Raw genomic sequence first — 18,743 nt, forward strand, 5'->3', positions numbered from 1 at the left:
AATTTAAGGTGGGATAGACCGGAATGAATATGAGGAAAGAAAACATAAAAGATATGTACCGGTTAACCCCTATGCAAGAAGGGATATTGTTTCATTCACTTCTTGAACCGGACTCAGCCGCGTATTTTCAACAGTTTGAAATCAATATTGAGGGTACGCTCGATACCGAACTATTCCAAAAAAGTTTTGATCGGGTTATTGAGAGACATGATGTGTTGCGCACAACTTTTGTTTTTGAAAAAGTGAAGAGACCGTTACAAATAGTTTTTAAAAATTGGCCCCAAAATCTTCAATTTGTCGATTTAAGCGAGATAACAGAAGAGAAAAAAGAGACAGAAGTTGAACGATTTAAGAAACAGGATTTAGAGAAACGCTTTGATTTAAGCAGAGATCAATTGATTCGAATTGCTGTTTTAAAAACCCATCCATGTAGATTTACAATACTAATTTCCTTTCATCACATTATTATGGATGGTTGGTGTATCGGTATCCTGTCCGATGAACTTTTTTCGGTCTATAAGGGTTTGTTAACTAATGAAACGATATCACTCGGGGAGTCTTATCCGTTTGGTCGCTATATAAGCTGGCTAGATCAACGAGATATGACCGAGGCAGCAGATTATTGGCGAGATTATCTTAATGGATACAACGAAACCGCAGTTGTACCCTTGCAAAGCCAGCCGCGGCAAGGTCGTTATTTGATGAAGGAATTTAGGGTCTCGTTAGGTCAAGCCCGCACGCTGGAAGTGAACGATTTAGCTCGTAGGTATGGTGTAACACTTAATGTCGTAATGCAGACGATCTGGGGGATTATACTCCAAAAGTATAACCAAACAAAGGATGTTGTGTTTGGATCTGTTGTGTCTGGGCGTTCAACTGAGCTTCCAGGTATTGATCATACTGTTGGTCTATTCATTAATACTGTTCCTGTTCGTATTCAATGTGAGGGGGAGTCCACTTTTGAGGAACTTCTGAAGCGGGTTCATGACTCATCTGTAGCAAAGAAGAATTACGAACATTTTCCTTTGCAAGATTCTCAACAGTTAAGCAGCCTCAAACAGCAGCTTATCCAAAATATCATGTTATTCCAAAACTACCCTGTACATGAAATCGTTCAATCTGCGAGTGCAGACTTAGGCTTCCAAATACGTGATGTCTCGCTTTTTGAGCAAACTCATTATGATTTTGAGATTATTATTGAACCGCGTGATGCAATGGACGTAGTTTTTAGATATAACGGAGTTGTGTATGATGAATTATTCATTGAGAGTCTTTCAAGACATTTCATTTATCTAATCGATTCTATTTTAAGTGTACCCAGCTGTCCTGTTAGTGCCTTGCAGATGCTTTCTACTGAAGAAAAAGAGCAAATTGTTATGAATTTTAATCAAACTGAGCATCCTCTCGAAAAGAGGGTGCTCATTCAACAAGTTTTTGAACAACAGGTAGTTAAAACTAAAGACAGCATAGCGTTGAGAGGAAGAGATGAATTAAGTTTTGAGGAGCTGAACTATAAAGCCAATCAACTTGCACGATTTTTACGTGAAGAAGGTGTAAAACCTGGAGTTCTAGTAGGGTTGATGGTGAATCCGTCAGAAGAACTCGTCATTGGTATGCTTGCTATTTTGAAAGCAGGCGGAGCATATCTACCAATCGATCCGCAGTTTCCAGCAGATCGAATAAAATATTTACTCAAAGATAGTAAGACCGACATTTTGTTAACCGAATCAGGACTTGATGAAAAAATGTTCCATGGGGTAAAAGCTATTGAATTCGATTGGCAAGAACTACACACAAAAGACGGAACTGATTTGACACCCATTCAACAAGAAAATGATCTTGCCTATGTTATATATACATCTGGCTCTACAGGCAAACCGAAAGGTGTTATGGTCTCACACCGTAACGTAATTAATTTCTTTACCGGTATGGACGAGAGAATTCGACACAAAAGTGATGATAGGTTGCTAGCCTTAACAACAATTTCTTTCGACATTTCTGTGTTGGAATTGCTCTGGACTCTTACTCGTGGGATTTCCATTGTTTTGCATCAAAAGAAAGAGCAAGAATTTGAACACTTCGATCGTTACTTAGTTAATAGAAAAGATACAACTATGGATTTTAGTCTCTTCTTCTTCTCTAGCTACGATAATGAGAAAAAAGGAAACACTAACAAATACCAATTACTTTTAGACGCTGCAAAGTATGCTGACCAAAACGGTTTTTCTGCCATATGGACACCCGAGCGTCATTTTCATAAATTTGGTGGGTTATATCCTAATCCCTCAGTAACTTCAGCAGCCTTGGCAATGGTTACTGAAAAGCTACAATTACGCTCTGGTAGTGTCGTATCTCCTTTGCACAATACTTTGCGAATTGCTGAGGAGTGGGCCGTCGTTGATAACTTATCTGACGGAAGAGCAGAGATCTCATTTACTGCAGGTTGGCATCCAGATGATTTTGTATTGAATCCAAGTCATTATGAAGATAGACATGATACAATGTTCCGTCAAATAGACGAGGTTAAGCGTCTATGGCGTGGAGAAAGTATATTGTTGTCAAATGGATTAGGCAGTGAGATCGATGTTCGTGTATATCCAGAACCTGTTAGTTCAGAGCTTCCGGTTTGGGTAACTACCTCAGGTAGTCGAGATACAATTATTGCAGCAGCTCGAATTGGAGCTAACTTATTGACTCACCTTCTTGGGCAGGATGTAGAAGAATTAGAAGAAAACATCAAATTGTACCGCAAAACATTGATAGAGAATGGCTTCTCTCCTAATCACGGAAAGGTCGCATTGATGATTCACACTTATATTGGCGATGATCTGGAAGTAGTCAAGCAGATAGTTAAGGAGCCGTTTCAAAATTATCTGCGTTCTAGTTTGAGCCTGATCCGAAATTTGGCAGAAGCATTAAATATGGATGTAACAGAACTCGAGACTGATGACTCAATGCAACTTATACTGGATTATGGATTCGATCGATATTGGCAAACCGCTGCATTACTTGGAACCAATGAATCTTGCGCGAATTTGTTAACGAAATTGTCACGGATAGGGGTAGATGAAATTGCTTCCCTTATTGATTTTGGTATTAACCAAGATCTTGTCATGGAAAGTTTAAAGAACTTATCAGCATTACGAAAAACATTTGAAAAGGCATTGGAAACACCAAGATATAGAGAATATGGCCAAGTAACAATGATACAGACAACACCTTCACGTCTACGTGCTATGCTCAAAGATCCACATTCACAAGTTTTTCTGAGCTCGTTACGAACCATACTTGTTGGTGGAGAACCACTGCCTCTGGATCTTGTAGAAAAACTCCGTAGCGTAACACAAGCCCGTATTTTAAATATGTATGGACCGACAGAAACGACGATTTGGTCGGCAACATATGAAATTCCGGCACAGGCACAACAGGTACGCATTGGTACACCGATTGCCAATACACAAATTTATCTCTTGGACTCACAAGGAGACCCTACTCCGGTTGGAGCAGAGGGAGAATTGTATATTGGTGGCGAGGGTGTAGCCCGAGGATATCTGAACCGACCTGAGTTGACGTCCGAGCGGTTCTTACCGAATAAGTTTACTGGTATAGGCCAGATGTATCGGACGGGAGATATAGGTCGTTATATGCCTGATGGAACCATTGAATTGTTCGGACGGTCTGATAATCAAATGAAAGTCCGAGGATATCGCATAGAAGCTGGTGAGATTGAAGCGGTGTTGATGAAACATGAAGGCGTTCGAGAAGCAGGAGTTATTCTACAAAAAGAATCAACCGGTGAGAAATCGATAATAGCATTTGTTGTAAGAAACCAGCCTATAAACGAAACGGAATTAAGAACGTGCGTAAGCCAGTTCTTACCTTATTATATGTTGCCGGCGCGCTATATCTACTTAGAGAAGCTGCCACTTACACCGAACGGGAAGACAGATTACGTAGCACTTTACCACATGGGGGAAAAAAATAATTTATCTGAGTACTTCGTTGAACCAGAGAGTGAAATTGAAATGATAATGGCTCAAGTTTGGCGACAAGTTCTTGGTTTAGAAAGCATCGGAATTCATGATAATTTTTTTAGACTTGGTGGTGATTCGATAAGTGCTATTCAGATTTCTTCCAAACTGATAAAACAAGGATATCGTATTGAAATGAAGAATTTGTTCCAGCATCCCACAATTGCTGCTTTGAGCAGAATAGTACAAGTCGTAGAGGAGAAAGTGATTGACACCAAATCTGTAGAAGGTCCTATCACCCTTACACCGATCCAGCATTGGTTTTGGGAACAGAATCTAACGGATCCACACCATTACAATCATGCAGTTGTTTTGCAAAAAACTGATGGTTTTGATAAGTCAGCAGTGCATTCTGTACTCGAAAAGTTAGTTGTTCACCACGATGTACTACGAGTTATCTTTCGGCAGGAGAACGGTATTATGAAGGCATTAAACCGTCCAACTCATGATTTCTTTGGGCTAGAAGTAGTAGATTTGCGCCACGATGATAACTATGCAACAAAGGCTGAAGCAGTCTATGCTGAAACGCAATCAATGTTGAATCTAGAGAAAGGTCCTTTATTCCGAGCTGCTTTGGTCCATACAGATGGTGGAGATCATATTATGCTTGCGATTCATCATTTGGTAGTAGATGGGGTTTCCTGGAGAATACTAATAGAAGACTTTGCAGAAGGATATCAACAGGTATTACGTGGGGAAGAGATACGTTTCCAACCCAAATCAGACTCTTTCCAAACTTATGCGTTGCGTCTTGCTGAATATGCTCAAAGTGATGAGTTATTAGACGAGGCTCCTTACTGGGAAGAGTTAAGTGATTTTAAATATAACCCACTTCCAAGTAAAAAATCGTCTCAAAAGCGATTTGCAACAAGTACAAGTAAAGTGGTAAGCCTTAAATTCTCTCAACAGGAGACTTCACAATTATTGAAGGATATACACCATAGTTACAATACGGAAATTAATGATGTTTTGCTGACAGCCCTAGGATATGCAATTAAGGAATGGACGGGAAGTTTAAAAGTTCTATTTGATCTAGAAGGCCATGGGCGTGAGCCATTCACGCAAAATCTTGATATTTCCCGAACAGTTGGTTGGTTTACATCAGTTTATCCAGTTGTATTAGACATGTCGTATTCAAATCAGTTAGGGGATCAGATTAAGCAAATTAAAGAGAGTCTTCGTCATATTCCAAACAAAGGACTGGGGTATGGAGCTTTAAAATATTTGACCTCCGAGGAGCGCAAACAAGGATTATCTTTCAAGGTCAAACCAGAAATTATGTTCAATTATCTTGGTCAATTCGACCACAACATGCCAGAAGGATTCGAATTTTCCGCTTTGTCAACGGGCCCCTTGGTGTCCCCTAATTCGGAACGCAACTACGCAATCTTAATCAACGGAAGTGTACGAGATCAGTCGCTTGCTCTAACTTTCGATTACAGTAGCGAAGAATTTGATGACTCTGTAATAGAGGGATTTGCAAATGCTTATCGCGCTCATCTATTACAAGTAATTGAGCATTGTATTCAAAAAGAACAGACAGAGATTACACCAAACGACTTATTATATAAAGAACTGTCCATAGCAGAACTTGACGAATTGAGTGCAGAAATCGCTGTATCCATTAACGACGACTGGAGTGATGAATCTTAATCATGTCAAAAAAAATAGAAATAGATAACATATACTCTCTGAGTTCGATGCAGGAAGGATTGCTTTTTAGAGCTCTTGTCCATTCTGGAGATGGAGAATATGTTCTACAATCAGAGTTTGATGTACATGGACATATTAATATTGAGTGGTTTCGAAAAAGTTTTCAAATCTTAGTAGACCGCCACGATATTTTGCGAACTATTTTCAATTACAAAAAAACTAATCGTTCACTTCAAATTGTGCTTAAACATAGACAGACTGCTGTAAACGTGCATGATCTTCGACATTTGATTGAGTCAGAGACAGTAGAGCGTATTGAGTCATTTCAAGATGAGGATCTCAAGAAAGGCTTCGATTTAACAAAGGATTTACTTATCCGTTGCACCATTCTTCACATGGAAAATGAGCGTTACAAGCTCGTGTTGACATATCATCATATTTTGATGGACGGTTGGTGTTTAGGAGTCATCTTTAACGAATTGTTACAAATCTATCATAGTTTCAAATCAGGATTAGAGCTCCGTCTTCCGCTAGCCTATCCTTACAGTAATTTTATTAAGTGGATTGAGGAACAGGATAAGGAAGAAGCGAGTTTGTATTGGAAAGGGTTGCTTGCCGATTACGGGCAACCTGCCCTCCTTCCTCAAGCTCAAAATAGAAGTTTAGGTAGATACAATTTTCAAAAGTATAGCTTTAAACTTGATCATTTGACGACTAATGAGCTGAAGGTGCTGGCTCAAAAGTCGCAAGTAACATTATACAATATCATGCAAACTCTATGGGGTATACTTTTACAGAAGTATAACAATACAACTGATGTAGTCTTTGGTGCAGTTGTCTCAGGTCGACCTGCAGAAGTGGTTGGAGTCGAGCAGATCATCGGATTATTTATCAATACAATCCCTATTCGCATTCGCCAGGAAGACGGACAAACCTTCACTGAATTGTTAAGTCAGGTTCAGAGACAAGTTGCTGAAGGAAATCGATATGAATATTATCCTCTTTACCGTATTCAATCAGATGCTGAACTAAAACAAGATCTTTTTGATCATATTATCTCGTTTGAGAATTATCCGATGCATCAAAAATTGCAAAGCACGGACACAACCATTGAGGATGTAGGCTTCAGAGTTGTTGATTTCGCAATGCGAGAACAAACTAATTATGACTTAAACATTATCTTTATTCCGGGTGAAGAAATGAAGGTAGTAATGACACACAATGCAGAGGTATATTCAATAGAAAGTTTAAAAATGATTGAGAAACATTTTAAACAGCTGGTTCGTGCTGTGTCAGCAGATCCAGAAAGTCTATTACCTGATTTGGAGATTGTAACTGACTCAGAGAGACAAACCCAGCTGTCTTTTGTATTTGATAGTCGTGTAACTTACCCTGAAAACGATACGTTATCTGAGATTTTTGAACGTCAGGTCACAAAGACACCAGACAGTATCGCTGTTAGCTATGAGAATCAAAACCTAACTTACCATCAACTTAATTTGCGTGCTAATCAACTTGCATATATATTGCGTAAAAAAGGGATAGGACCAGACAAACTTGTCGCGCTGTTATTGGATCGTTCTTTAGATATGATTGTGGCTATACTAGCCACATTAAAGGCCGGCGGTGCATATGTACCAATGGATCCTAGTTTTCCGATAGATCGCATCCATTTTATGTTGAATGACAGCAAAGCTGAAGTAATGATTACACAGGGTGATTTTATTGGATCAGAAATTTACTTTAAAGGAGATATAATCACCACAAGTGACTCGGAAATTACGGCTGCACCTAGTTCGAATTTGCCGCACGTAACTAAACCGCATCACCTAGCTTATATTATTTATACTTCGGGTACGACCGGAAAGCCTAAAGGGGTAATGATTGAGCATCACAATCTAGTTCGTCTTTTTTTCCATGATGGTTGTCTATTTAAATTTAGTGGGCAAGATGTGTGGACACTGTTCCATTCATACTGCTTCGACTTTTCGGTGTGGGAGATTTTCGGTGCTCTGCTTCATGGTGGAAAACTTGTCATCGTTCCAGAGCAAACGGTTCGTGATCCTGATCGTTTCCTACAGTTACTGCGAGCGGAGAAGGTAACCATCTTGAACCAAACACCAACAATGTTCAGTTATATTATGCATAAGGAAGCAAAGCAAGAGATATCTGATTTAAAACTGAAAATGGTTATTTTCGGTGGCGAAGCGCTTTCACCCTATCAACTTCGAGGTTGGAAGGCAAAGCATCCACAAGTTCGTTTAATTAATATGTACGGTATTACAGAGACTACAGTTCATGCCACGTTTAATGAACTTACAGAAAAAGACATCCAAGAAAATATCAGTAACATCGGGCGACCTATTCCAACCCTAGGGCTCTTTTTGCTTGATCAAAACTTGAATCTTTTACCTCAGGGAGCAATTGGTGAAATGTATATAAGTGGAGAAGGAGTAGCTCGTGGATACTTGAACCGGCCGGAATTAACAAAGGAACGTTTTCTTCCAAATCCATATATACCTGGTGATGTACTGTACAAGACGGGAGATCTGGGAAAATGGCGAAATGATTGGAATTTAGAGTACCTAGGACGGTCAGACCAGCAGGTTAAAATTCGAGGTTACCGTATTGAGCTACAAGAAATAGAATTCTGTTTGCAGCAGCATCATGATATAAAGGAAGCGGTTGTTCTACCAAAAGAAAATGCAAATGGAACAGTATTGTTATGTGCTTTTGTGAAATCTGGCTATAATCTCGAAGTAGAAGAGATTAAAGCTTACCTTTCAGAACGATTGCCATCTTACATGATCCCATCGTTGTTCTACTTAATTGATCAGATTCCAATAACTTCAAACGGTAAAGTCGACCGGAAATCATTGTTAAAGAAAGAGCATCGTTCAACACTTTCAAGCAAGAATCAGGCTCAAATTACGGATGAAGTTGAACAGGATTTGTTCTCAATATGGGAAGCAGTGCTAGGCAATAGTAATTTTGGTGTGCACGATAATTTCTTTGAAGTTGGGGGGAATTCAATCCTGTTGATTCAAGTTCACAATCAGATCGAGGAAAGATACCCTGGTAAAACTTCGATTGCAGAGTTATTCACCTATTCCACGATATCGATGCTAAAAAATAAAATGAAATTCCTAAATCCTTCGGATTCAGGTGTGGAGAATATTATAGGCATGGTTTTGCCTTCAGATTATTACCTGAACGATTCCTTGTACGAAGAGGGGAGTCAGTTTCGTTATTTCATTACTGGTGAACTCTACAGCCGAATCGTAAACATATGTAAATATGAGCGTGTCATGATTTCACAATTACTGCAGGGCATATTTGTGTATACACTTAGTGAACTCTCTCAAGTAGATCATATTCCGCTTCATGTCATGAATGTTAAAGGTGTAATTCAGCTTGATGTAGAATTCAAGAATATTTCAGGGTTCTCTGATCTGTTTAATAAAATTTCCGATAGACAAACGCTCGGTGACGGGATGTACCAACTATCCAACCTCAATTTAGCAAGACAACAAGCAAGTATTGAAACAGTCTATCCAGCGTTTATAGATTCTAGCCAGGACACTATAACAATTAATTTCGTCGAATTCTTTGATTTTGGAGTTGAATGGAAAGATCACAAGGATGAGGGGGAACTATTTTTCCGCTATAATTCTCACCGTCTCGAGAAAGAAAAGATGCGCTTTGTATATTCACAGTACATTGGATTCTTAAAGGTATTTGTGGAAAACTTTAAATAGTTCCTACTATTTGAATAAAGGATACGTACGTTTCAAGTATATAAATTAATAGAATAAAATTGAATGATGGTGGTGTTAAAACATGAAAAAAATTGGAGTTGTAGGCGCAGGAACTATGGGGATTGGAATCTCACAGTGTTTAGCCCAAGTAGGATTAGAGGTCATACTAGTTGATATATCAGATGAGATACTCAACCGTTCTAAAAGAGAAATCATAAAAAATATTCGGTATTCAGCACTTTTTAATAAAGGTGAGCAAATAGAAAGTGTAGATACTGTCATTGAGAGAATTACTTTTACAACAGACTATCATTTATTAAGCGATATTGATTTTCTGGTTGAAAATGTTACTGAAAAATATGAGATTAAAAAATCGGTTTACGAACTTATAGATCCGATTTGTCCCAAGAATTGTGTTTTCGCCATCAATACTTCATGTATATCAATTACTAAATTGGCGTCTAGTACCAAGCGTCAAGATAGGGTGATTGGTATGCACTTTATGAATCCGGTGCAAATGAAACCGGTTATTGAGGCTATTCGAGGATTTCATACCTCAGATGAAACAATCAATGTTGCTAAAAAATTTCTTGCAACCATGGGCAAGCAAATGATTCTTGTTAATGATTTACCAGGATTCGTATCAAATCGTCTCTCACACCTGTTGATGAATGAAGCAGCTTTTGTGATCCAAGATCAAGTTGCACAACCGCAAGATGTCGATAACATTTTTAAGGAATGTTTCAACCATGCTATGGGACCTCTAGAAACGGCCGACCTAATTGGACTTGATACAATTGTAGATTCTCTGGACGTTTTATATGAAAGCTATCAGGATTCAAAGTATCGAGTTTGCCCGTTGTTACGGAAAATGGTGGATGCAGGGCATTGTGGTCGTAAAAGTGGGCGTGGTTTTTATGATTACTAAAGCAAGTTTTGTGTAGGTATATTTTATTACAAACTTTTGAGGTGACATTTATCTATGTTTATGAAATTAAGAACCCAACATCAAAAATTTCAAGACGAGTGCAAATCCTTCGTGGATCATGAGATATTGCCATATGCAAATCAAATGGACGAAGAAGAACACACTCATAAACAATTAATACAAAAGGTAGCCGATAAAGGATATCTTGGTGCGGTTATAAATAAGGCATATGGTGGTCATGAACTTGACTTTCTAAGTCTTGGAATAATGAACGAGCAAATAGGACGGGGTTGTTCTTCCATACGAAGTCTTTTAACCGTCCATGGTATGGTGACAAGGGCTATTGATAGATGGGGGACCGAAGAGCAGAAACGCAAGTGGCTACCTGAATTGTCCACCGGCGCTAAAATTGGAGCATTTGGGCTTAGCGAACCCAATGTGGGTACAGATGTGAAGAGTATTGAAACTGTCGCAGTAAGGGTGAACGATCGATTTGTACTAAACGGAAAGAAAAAATGGATCACTTATGGTCAAATTGCAGACCTCTTTCTTATCTTTGCTCAATATGATGGGGAACCTGTAGCCTTTTTGGTTGAAAAGGGGCGTAACGGGTTGTCGACTCATGCGATTAATGGAATGCTAGGGACGAAAGCATCGATGCTTGCAGAGCTTCATTTAGAAAACTGCGAGGTAGAAAAAGAAAATATGATAGGAGGTATTGGTCAGGGGCTATCCTTTATAGCTACCCATTGTTTGGATTATGGACGATTTTCTATTGCGTTTGGTTCAGTTGGAATTGGCCAGGCTTGTATTGACGAGAGCCTTGCCTATACTTCAAGACGTAAGCAATTCGGTGTACCGCTTAATGAACATCAGTTAATCCAAAAGATGTTATCGGAGATGGTCGTTAATGTAGAAGCTGCTCGACTACTCTGTTTACAACTAGCCTATCGGTATGAGATGAGAGACCCCGAGGCTATGATTTCAGGTTGGAAAGCAAAGTATTTTGCAACGACTATGCTTGGAAAAATTACAAGTGATGCGATTCAAATACAAGGGGCAAATGGATGCAGCAAAGACAGTAACGTACAGCGTTTTTTTCGAGATGCTAAAATTATGGAAATTATCGAAGGCACAACTCAGATGCACGAGATAGTAATCTCTAAGCATGCCTTTACATAATTGAGAAAGGGGTTAGATGATGAAATTGTTTTGCTTTCCGTACGCAGGGGGATCAGCCACTGCTTATCAAAAGTGGAATAGGTTCTTATCCAATTCTATAGAGCTCTATCCTGTAGAATTGGCAGGACGCGGTGCGATGTCTCGAATTCCGTTATACATTAACTTTTGTGATATGGTTGAGGAAGTATTTAGTCGTATTCAACCACATCTCATGAACGGACCGTATGCCTTTTTCGGTCACAGTATGGGTGGACGACTTTCCTTTGAATTGGGTCAGAAAATCCGTGAACTCGGGATGAAGGGACCTGAAACGATGTTTATATCAGGGTGTGGTGCACCGAACTTCGAATATAACCGGGTCAAATACCATTTACTCTCAAACGAAGAATTTAAATTGGAGGTAGTAAAGCTGGGCGGGATCCCTGAAGAAATTTTACTCAATACTGATATATTCGATTATTACCTTCCTATTTTACGTTCGGATTTTAGAAATTTAGAGACGTTTCTCCCTCGTTACAATTACGAGTTGCTTGATAGTAACTTTCATCTCTTTCATGGAGATGATGATAAGATACCTTTACAAGCAGTCGATTCCTGGAATCGTTTTACTTCTCGTTCTTATCAAATGGAGGTCTTCTCGGGTGGACATTTTTTCATTAACAATTACACTGAGCAGATAACTCGAATTATAAATGATACCTTAATTGGAATTAATAAGTTATAGCAAATGAACTCGGAAAGAGTTCGAAAATTCGTGAATTTATTGATACGCAATCTAATGTATATCAGGGAGGTAATTATAATTCAATTAGATAACTTATCTAAGGCAATTACGAAGGATAAAATTCAAAGCTGTGTTATATACAAAGATGAATCTATTGTTTTTGAGTACTACAGGAATCGAAAAATAAAAGAAAAGGAACAAAAAGTATATTCCGTAACAAAAAGTATTATGTCTGCACTGTGTGGAATTGCAATTCATCAAGGCTACATTGAGAGTGAAAATGTAGCCATTTCAGAATATTTTACAGATATCGAAGATTCAAAGAAAAAAATTACGATCAGACATTTACTCATGATGTCGTCGGGATTAAGATGGACAGGTAATGAGGCTATGATCCCAACAAAAAACTGGGTAAAATTTGTTCTAGATCAACCAGTTGAATCAGAACCAGGGAAAGAAATGAAATATAGTTGTGGTAATTCTCAGTTATTGAGCGCTATATTGCAAAAAGCTACGAAGATGAATACGGTTACGTTCGCAAAAAAACACCTGTTTGGACCTTTAGGAATTGAAGATTTCCATTGGAATAATGATGCACAGGGAGTTGCAATAGGTGGCTACGGATTGACAATGAAGATAGAAGATATGTTGAAATTCGGAAGGTTGTATATGAATCGGGGTAAATGGAACAAAAAACAAATAATCCCTCAAAAATGGATTGAAGAATCGACGACTGCAAAAATCAATCCTCAGTTCGAAGAATCTTCTTATGGATACCATTGGTGGGTTTCAAATAATCCAAGCAAAACATATTACGCATTAGGTATGAAAGGTCAATATATCATTATAAATGAAGAAACTCGTCTACTTACAGTTATTACAAGCAACATGGATGGTGATATTTCAAGACCAATGGAATATTTTAATAATTTTATATTAAGTTAGTTCTACACTAGACAAAATTAGAAATGCTATTAGAGTCGTAAATTGGTATGTAACAGCACAGTCAATGCAGGTTTAAATCCAAGTCTGTGATATGTTGGTTAGCGTGGTATTACATTCAGAATTCTTATTGGGGATCCGTTTCTCGGGGGAATTTCAGAAATTCACTTTGTATAACCTTATGGAAATGAATTCAAAAGCTCAAAAAATGGATGTATCACTACTATGCCATAGTAATGATACATCCATTTTTTTTGGAACATAGTATGGAGTGCATGGATTAGATTCTGAATTTTAAGAAACAACAACTGATATGATAGAGTGTGATTTTAAAATACTTAACGAAAACTAATTGAGATCAATTTATTAGAAACTTAGTACATGAAAAAGTCAAAAATGAAGCCATTGATAGTGCAATCAAGTCCATAATGGATGAGAATGGCATAGATGCAACAAGTGTTTATTAGTGTAGAGAGGTAGATAAAAATTATGTTTAAATAAGCTAACTATTTCGGATCTTACTTATTGACTGAGTTAAATGCCTGGTGCATTCGTACAGCAAGAAAGTACAAAATTTTATGTTTCATACAAATGACAGTTGGAATCTTACGAATAGCGAGTTTGATATTTTTAGAGAAACATTGATAAATATGGTGAATTGAGCGCAAATTGATGCAATAGATAAAAGAAATCCTATATCTTGGTTTGAAATTGTTGATGAATGCCTCACAGAAGTGGACTATTTTGCCTCTAATGAAAATAGTTATTAACACCTTTATGTCATTATAAACTAGAAAATGCAAACACAAGGAACTCTTCATCTCCATTCAGAAACAATACTTGAAATGCTACCTAAATTTGACCCAAATAGAATTAGTCTTGTTTGGGCTTCCAAAGAAACAGATTCGAATCCACTGTTATTATTTCATCAGATCTTGATTTTGAAAAAGTTGAATTCTTTTCTAGTGAACGAAAAATGCTTATCATTGATCCCCACCATGGATCCAACACAATTAAAGAGGTTCTAATTAAGTGTCTTGAAATATCGGGTGTAAACAATCCTATTTAGATTAGAGGAGACAGCAACCGAATTAGAATGTCTGATGCTTTTATGAAACTTGCAATTAAATACAAAGTATTCTGTGTTATATATAAAGAATGGAATATAGGGTGTGGTGGAACGTCTAAGAGCAAATTACAAATTGTTTCATAAAGAACGATGCAGGAACTAATCCTAATCCTTAGAGTTGTTCTAAACCAGAGGATGAGACAATATCATTGTAGTTACAAAAGTTGCAAGGGGAATATTGACAAAGCCTTTGCAATTGTCTTCACAGCAAGACAAAAAGTGCATTGTTATAACGAATTATTAAATGAGAAACAAGGCCGCTTAGGAAATCTCTTACCTTGTGATATTTCATCATTTTTCTTAATTATAAGGATTTTTGTATCTTATTTATTTATCTAATACCTAAGGGCATTCAAACTTAAAAGGAAAATCATAGCATTAGAGTTTTAAAAAATTAATAATTAGAACCTTCGTACGTGAATTTTGATCATTGGCTACAATAGGTTCATTAATGGCAATCTTCATAGTACCTCTAACAAAAAAGTTTGGAATTGCTAACAATATTGGCTTGGGATTATTAGGTATGCTTGTCCCAGTTTTGTTATTAATGTTTTTAGGTAATCCCTGGTTTATTGAAATTCTAAAAGGGAATTCACTTTACACAGTTAGCTACTTCAGTTTAATCAATTTCATACTTTTTCTTTCCTTTAGTTTTTACGTTGTTTATTTTGCTTCCTATTATCAGTCCAAAGTGCCTAAGGAAGTGTATGGCCGATTTATTGCAAGTGTGATAATCTTTAACGGGATCGGTAAGGTAATAGGATATAAGGTCGTGGGTCTGCTATTTGAGACTAATAATTTGATATATCCAGTTATTTTCTTGCTAACTGGTATGACTTTAAAACTCCTCGTCCACATTCCGTTCATGATTATTTCAAAGCGATTGGAAGGTAATAAAGCAATACAGATAAGAATAGATGCAGAAGCGTGATCTACCTTCTCTAAAAGTTGAAGTACTTGATCAATTTTATTTTTAAAATAACACTAAAAAAGGAGAATAAGAATTGTTTCCGATACTATTAACTGAAAGAATAATCTTGAGAGAAATAAAGTTTGAAGATATTGATCAAATTTATGATTGCTTCTCTAACAAAGAAACCATGAAGTATTATGGTCAAGATCCCTTCACTGAAAAAGAACAAGCTAAGAGCCTTATTAATCACTTTCATACTATTTATCAAGAAAGAAAAGGGATGCGGTGGGGAATACAGCTAAAGGATCAAGAGCATTTGATTGGAACTATTGGTTTCAATCTATGGTCTCAAAAATACAAACGAGCGGAATTGGGATTTGAGATTCTCCCAGGCTACTGGAGACAAGGTTACGCAACGGAAATAATTCCTGAAATTCTTAAATATGGTTTTAAAGAATTGAAGTTGGCTCGTATTGGAGCGATAGTTTTTCTTGAAAATGACGCATCCAACAAAATAATGTTGAATTTAGGGTTTGAGCATGAAGGAATTTTAAGAAACTATATGTATCAAAACGAGCGTTCATATGATACAAATGTATACTCTATGGTGAACTCCAATCTATCTATTTAGATGAAGCAGTTTAAAGGATCTATCGAAGAGAGGGCCTAAGCCTATAACAAACCCACAAAGTGTGTTGAAATTTGAGCTTCATGATGAAAGACAGCCTCTAAAAGAGGATTACACCCCTGCAGGTTGGATCAAGCTTGTTTATAAGTTGCTTCCAGTATTAAGAGGGGGAGATGGTTATAGAAGGAGACTGAACGAGTCTGTAGCAGTCTCTATAAGATATTTTATTGAAACCGCTCATCGCGATGCGAAACCAATTTCTATCCCATCAACGAATAATGTACGCACCCTGTAGTAAAATCTAAGAACGCTATAACTTTTGAATTAATACGATTATAATCTCCCTATTGGAAAAGAGGCTATCCTTGTGGGCAGCCTCTTTCTTATATTTATTGAATTTGCTTAACCACGCGAAGGAAATTCGCCTTGCAAACATATGATAAAATTCTGAGTTATAAATGGTTGCATATTGTTATGTGGTTGCGATGAACCGGTTACTCCTAAAGCGATAGGCGTCATATCTGTGCTTGGTGTGTTATTGTACAATGGGGGCTGCGGTGCTGTGGGAATAGGCTTGGCAGCTTGGGCCCAGTACGCATCTTTAGGTGAAGTTTGATTCCCTGTCGCAACAATACCTTGAGGTGTGTGCGTATGAGCAGGGATTTCGGTTTGATTTAGCGTGACCGTTGCATCTCCAACTTTTTCTCCAACAGTACGAGGAGTTAGACCTGTTCCAGAACCTTGATGAATAACAGCGGAACCCATCAAATTGGGCAAAGCAAAGGTCGCTTTTCCATCTCCACCATACTGTACACCCAGTATAGAAAATAGAGCTGTATTTTGGGTAATTGACATCAATTGACCATTACATAATGCCCAGCCTTTTGGTGCAAAATTTCCAGAAAAAATTCGGATTTCACCGATATATGCATCAGCCAAAGTCATGTCCTCCTTATTAGTTGCGAGAAGGGAAAATTCCCTGAATCGCAATGGCGTAATTCAATACGGTGTATGGTTGCATATTGTTATGCGGTTGAGAACCTCCGGCTCCTGAGAGACTTCCTGAATTCATAGTTTCTTGCCCAGTGGTGGATCCGAATGAATTCGGGACAGCTGCCCAAACGTTGTTTAGTGGAGTTGCTACCGACGGATTGGTTTCGGAAGCTGTTACTTGATGGGTATGCATCGGCATTTCATTAATGGTTAACGTGTGAGCTGCTTCACCCTGTTTAGTGCCCAGAGGAATTGTATTTGAAACATGTATCGGTACTCGTCCACGATAGTCTGGAAGTGCGAAAGTAGTGATACCATCTCCACCGTAAACGTTACCAAGCAAAGAGTAGAGAGCTTGATTACTGTTGATCGGCAAGATTTGTCCTTCGCAATAAGCCCAGTTTCGAGGGGCATAGTTGTTGGCGAACAATCGGATCTCGCCCAAAAATGGTTCTGACATGAGGTGACCTCCTCTATTTTCTTATTCTCTTTAAGGTTGAGACGGGAATATGCCCTCTAGACAGATAATGAACGAGATGACAGTTGAAGGCATCATGTTGTCATGAGCCTGGTTTCCACCAACAGCAGATACAGATGCGCTATTCATATTCACTGTAGTGGGGTTATCTGACGTGTAATAGATTTTTCGTGGTGAGTTAGACCAGGTTGCATTAGTTGGTGTTGAGGTAATTGTAGAGGAATTTGACGCTGTGTACACCGAATGTGTATGTACAGGGAGTTGATTAGAAACTAATGTAACCGCTTCATTACCTGCTTTTTGCCCACGAATAAACGTAGGGTTTGGATGTACAGCCACTCTACCTTGCAAATCAGGCAAAGCAAACGTATTTTGGCCATCTCCGCCATACGTTGTTCCAATTAGAGCGAACAGAGCCTCATTTTCAGCAATGGATACTATTTGTCCATTACACAAAGCCCATCCAAGAGGAGCAAAATTCCCCGCAAACATCCGAATTTCACCTAAATAAGCTTCACTCATTCGTTTTCACCTCACTAAATTCTGATGTTAATTGATTTGCTTTGGCAGGATACCATTCCATTAGTTGATATAAACCTTTGCTGTGTACAGGAACGAAGTTAAGCTTCTGATACAGCCTCATTGCCCTGTTCATGGGGAGTACGCTTAAACGAATAGTTGCGCCAGCATGACTTGCCCGTTGTTGTAGATCCATAATTAGGCTCATACCTATGCCCCGATTCCGATACTCTGGAAGTAGAGATATATCAATGAGCACCCATTCTTGCCCTTGTTCAAGTACGTAAGTTTGACCTACAGAGATATTATTTTCACGTACGATCATACGAATTGCATCTGGGTAAGAGGCCGCATAAGACATGGTTTGAGCTCTCCATTGCATACGCAGAAATAGTTCTTGTTCCTCTAGCTCCCAGTTCCAACTTTGTAATTCGTCTTGGCGGGTTAATGAATACAACTGAAACAAAAACGCTTCATCTTCGAGTTTTGCAGCAACTGTATCAATCACTTTTTATTTTCTCCTTTAATTCCAAGGTGATGGCTAGATATAGTTGTCATAATTTGTTTATAACAGATGGAAGAAGGGCTGTCATTAAAAATTTTGCAGTTTCAAATCGAATGGTGACGAAAATTTATAACAAAACTTCAAAAAAACACGCTAGATCAATTTTGAAATGGGTTGAAAGTCATTGTTTTATGAAAAAAGTCCCTAAAATTATATTTACCTATACCAAAGTCTCGTTTATGATGAGAGTAATTTCCATTTCATCATTCGACAAACTTCATCGGGAAATAGATAGGCAATAATAATTGCCGATTAAATCCAATTTTAGGGGGCCGGATATGTCTTTGTTTTCGAGAAAAA

At 38.0% G+C, this 18,743-nt stretch carries 12 protein-coding genes; 8 read left to right on the top strand and 4 right to left on the bottom strand.

Annotation, left to right across the window (positions count from 1 at the left end; all coding sequences use genetic code 11):
- Positions 1–23 precede the first annotated feature (23 nt).
- From BLS69_RS23425 to BLS69_RS23460, 8 genes are all read left to right on the top strand, one after another.
- Positions 24–5,684, top strand: coding sequence for a MupA/Atu3671 family FMN-dependent luciferase-like monooxygenase (locus tag BLS69_RS23425; RefSeq protein ID WP_091036993.1), 5,661 nt, complete (start codon positions 24–26; stop codon positions 5,682–5,684).
- Positions 5,685–5,686: 2 nt separating this feature from the next.
- Positions 5,687–9,442, top strand: coding sequence for a non-ribosomal peptide synthetase (locus BLS69_RS23430; protein WP_091036996.1), 3,756 nt, complete (start codon positions 5,687–5,689; stop codon positions 9,440–9,442).
- Between the two features lie 82 nt (positions 9,443–9,524).
- Positions 9,525–10,370, top strand: a complete 846-nt coding sequence (locus tag BLS69_RS23435) for a 3-hydroxyacyl-CoA dehydrogenase family protein (RefSeq protein WP_091036999.1) — start codon at positions 9,525–9,527, stop codon at positions 10,368–10,370.
- A gap of 54 nt (positions 10,371–10,424) precedes the next feature.
- Positions 10,425–11,552 (top strand): acyl-CoA dehydrogenase family protein, encoded by a 1,128-nt coding sequence (locus BLS69_RS23440; RefSeq protein ID WP_091037002.1) that lies wholly within the window; start codon positions 10,425–10,427, stop codon positions 11,550–11,552.
- Between the two features lie 16 nt (positions 11,553–11,568).
- Positions 11,569–12,276, top strand: coding sequence for a thioesterase II family protein (locus BLS69_RS23445; RefSeq protein ID WP_091037004.1), 708 nt, complete (start codon positions 11,569–11,571; stop codon positions 12,274–12,276).
- Between the two features lie 30 nt (positions 12,277–12,306).
- Positions 12,307–13,221 (top strand): serine hydrolase domain-containing protein, encoded by a 915-nt coding sequence (locus BLS69_RS23450; RefSeq protein WP_256332398.1) that lies wholly within the window; start codon positions 12,307–12,309, stop codon positions 13,219–13,221.
- Positions 13,222–14,777: 1,556 nt separating this feature from the next.
- On the top strand, positions 14,778–15,278 hold the full coding sequence (locus BLS69_RS23455) for a hypothetical protein (RefSeq protein ID WP_143023618.1): 501 nt from the start codon (positions 14,778–14,780) through the stop codon (positions 15,276–15,278).
- A 73-nt stretch (positions 15,279–15,351) separates the two neighbouring features.
- The gene (locus tag BLS69_RS23460) at positions 15,352–15,891 is read left to right on the top strand and encodes a GNAT family N-acetyltransferase (protein WP_091037009.1); all 540 of its coding nucleotides are present in this window, start codon (positions 15,352–15,354) and stop codon (positions 15,889–15,891) included.
- 399 nt (positions 15,892–16,290) lie between these two features.
- On the opposite strand, the gene BLS69_RS23465 is transcribed toward BLS69_RS23460, so the two are convergent.
- The 4 genes from BLS69_RS23465 to BLS69_RS23480 are packed head-to-tail and all read right to left on the bottom strand — an operon-like array spanning position 16,291 to position 18,386.
- Positions 16,291–16,827: a phage tail protein gene (locus tag BLS69_RS23465; protein WP_091037014.1), complete on the bottom strand. Its 537-nt coding sequence runs from the start codon at positions 16,825–16,827 to the stop codon at positions 16,291–16,293.
- A 16-nt stretch (positions 16,828–16,843) separates the two neighbouring features.
- Positions 16,844–17,341 (bottom strand): phage tail protein, encoded by a 498-nt coding sequence (locus BLS69_RS23470; RefSeq protein ID WP_091037017.1) that lies wholly within the window; start codon positions 17,339–17,341, stop codon positions 16,844–16,846.
- Between the two features lie 30 nt (positions 17,342–17,371).
- Complete coding sequence (locus tag BLS69_RS23475) at positions 17,372–17,881, bottom strand: phage tail protein (RefSeq protein ID WP_091037019.1); 510 nt, start codon at positions 17,879–17,881, stop codon at positions 17,372–17,374.
- Positions 17,874–18,386, bottom strand: a complete 513-nt coding sequence (locus tag BLS69_RS23480; RefSeq protein WP_091037022.1) for a GNAT family N-acetyltransferase — start codon at positions 18,384–18,386, stop codon at positions 17,874–17,876. The genes BLS69_RS23475 and BLS69_RS23480 overlap by 8 nt, the downstream gene beginning before the upstream one ends.
- Between the last annotated feature and the right edge of the window lie 357 nt (positions 18,387–18,743).

It is taken from the genome of Paenibacillus sp. CF095 (assembly GCF_900101225.1).
Lineage (GTDB): Bacteria > Bacillota > Bacilli > Paenibacillales > Paenibacillaceae > Paenibacillus.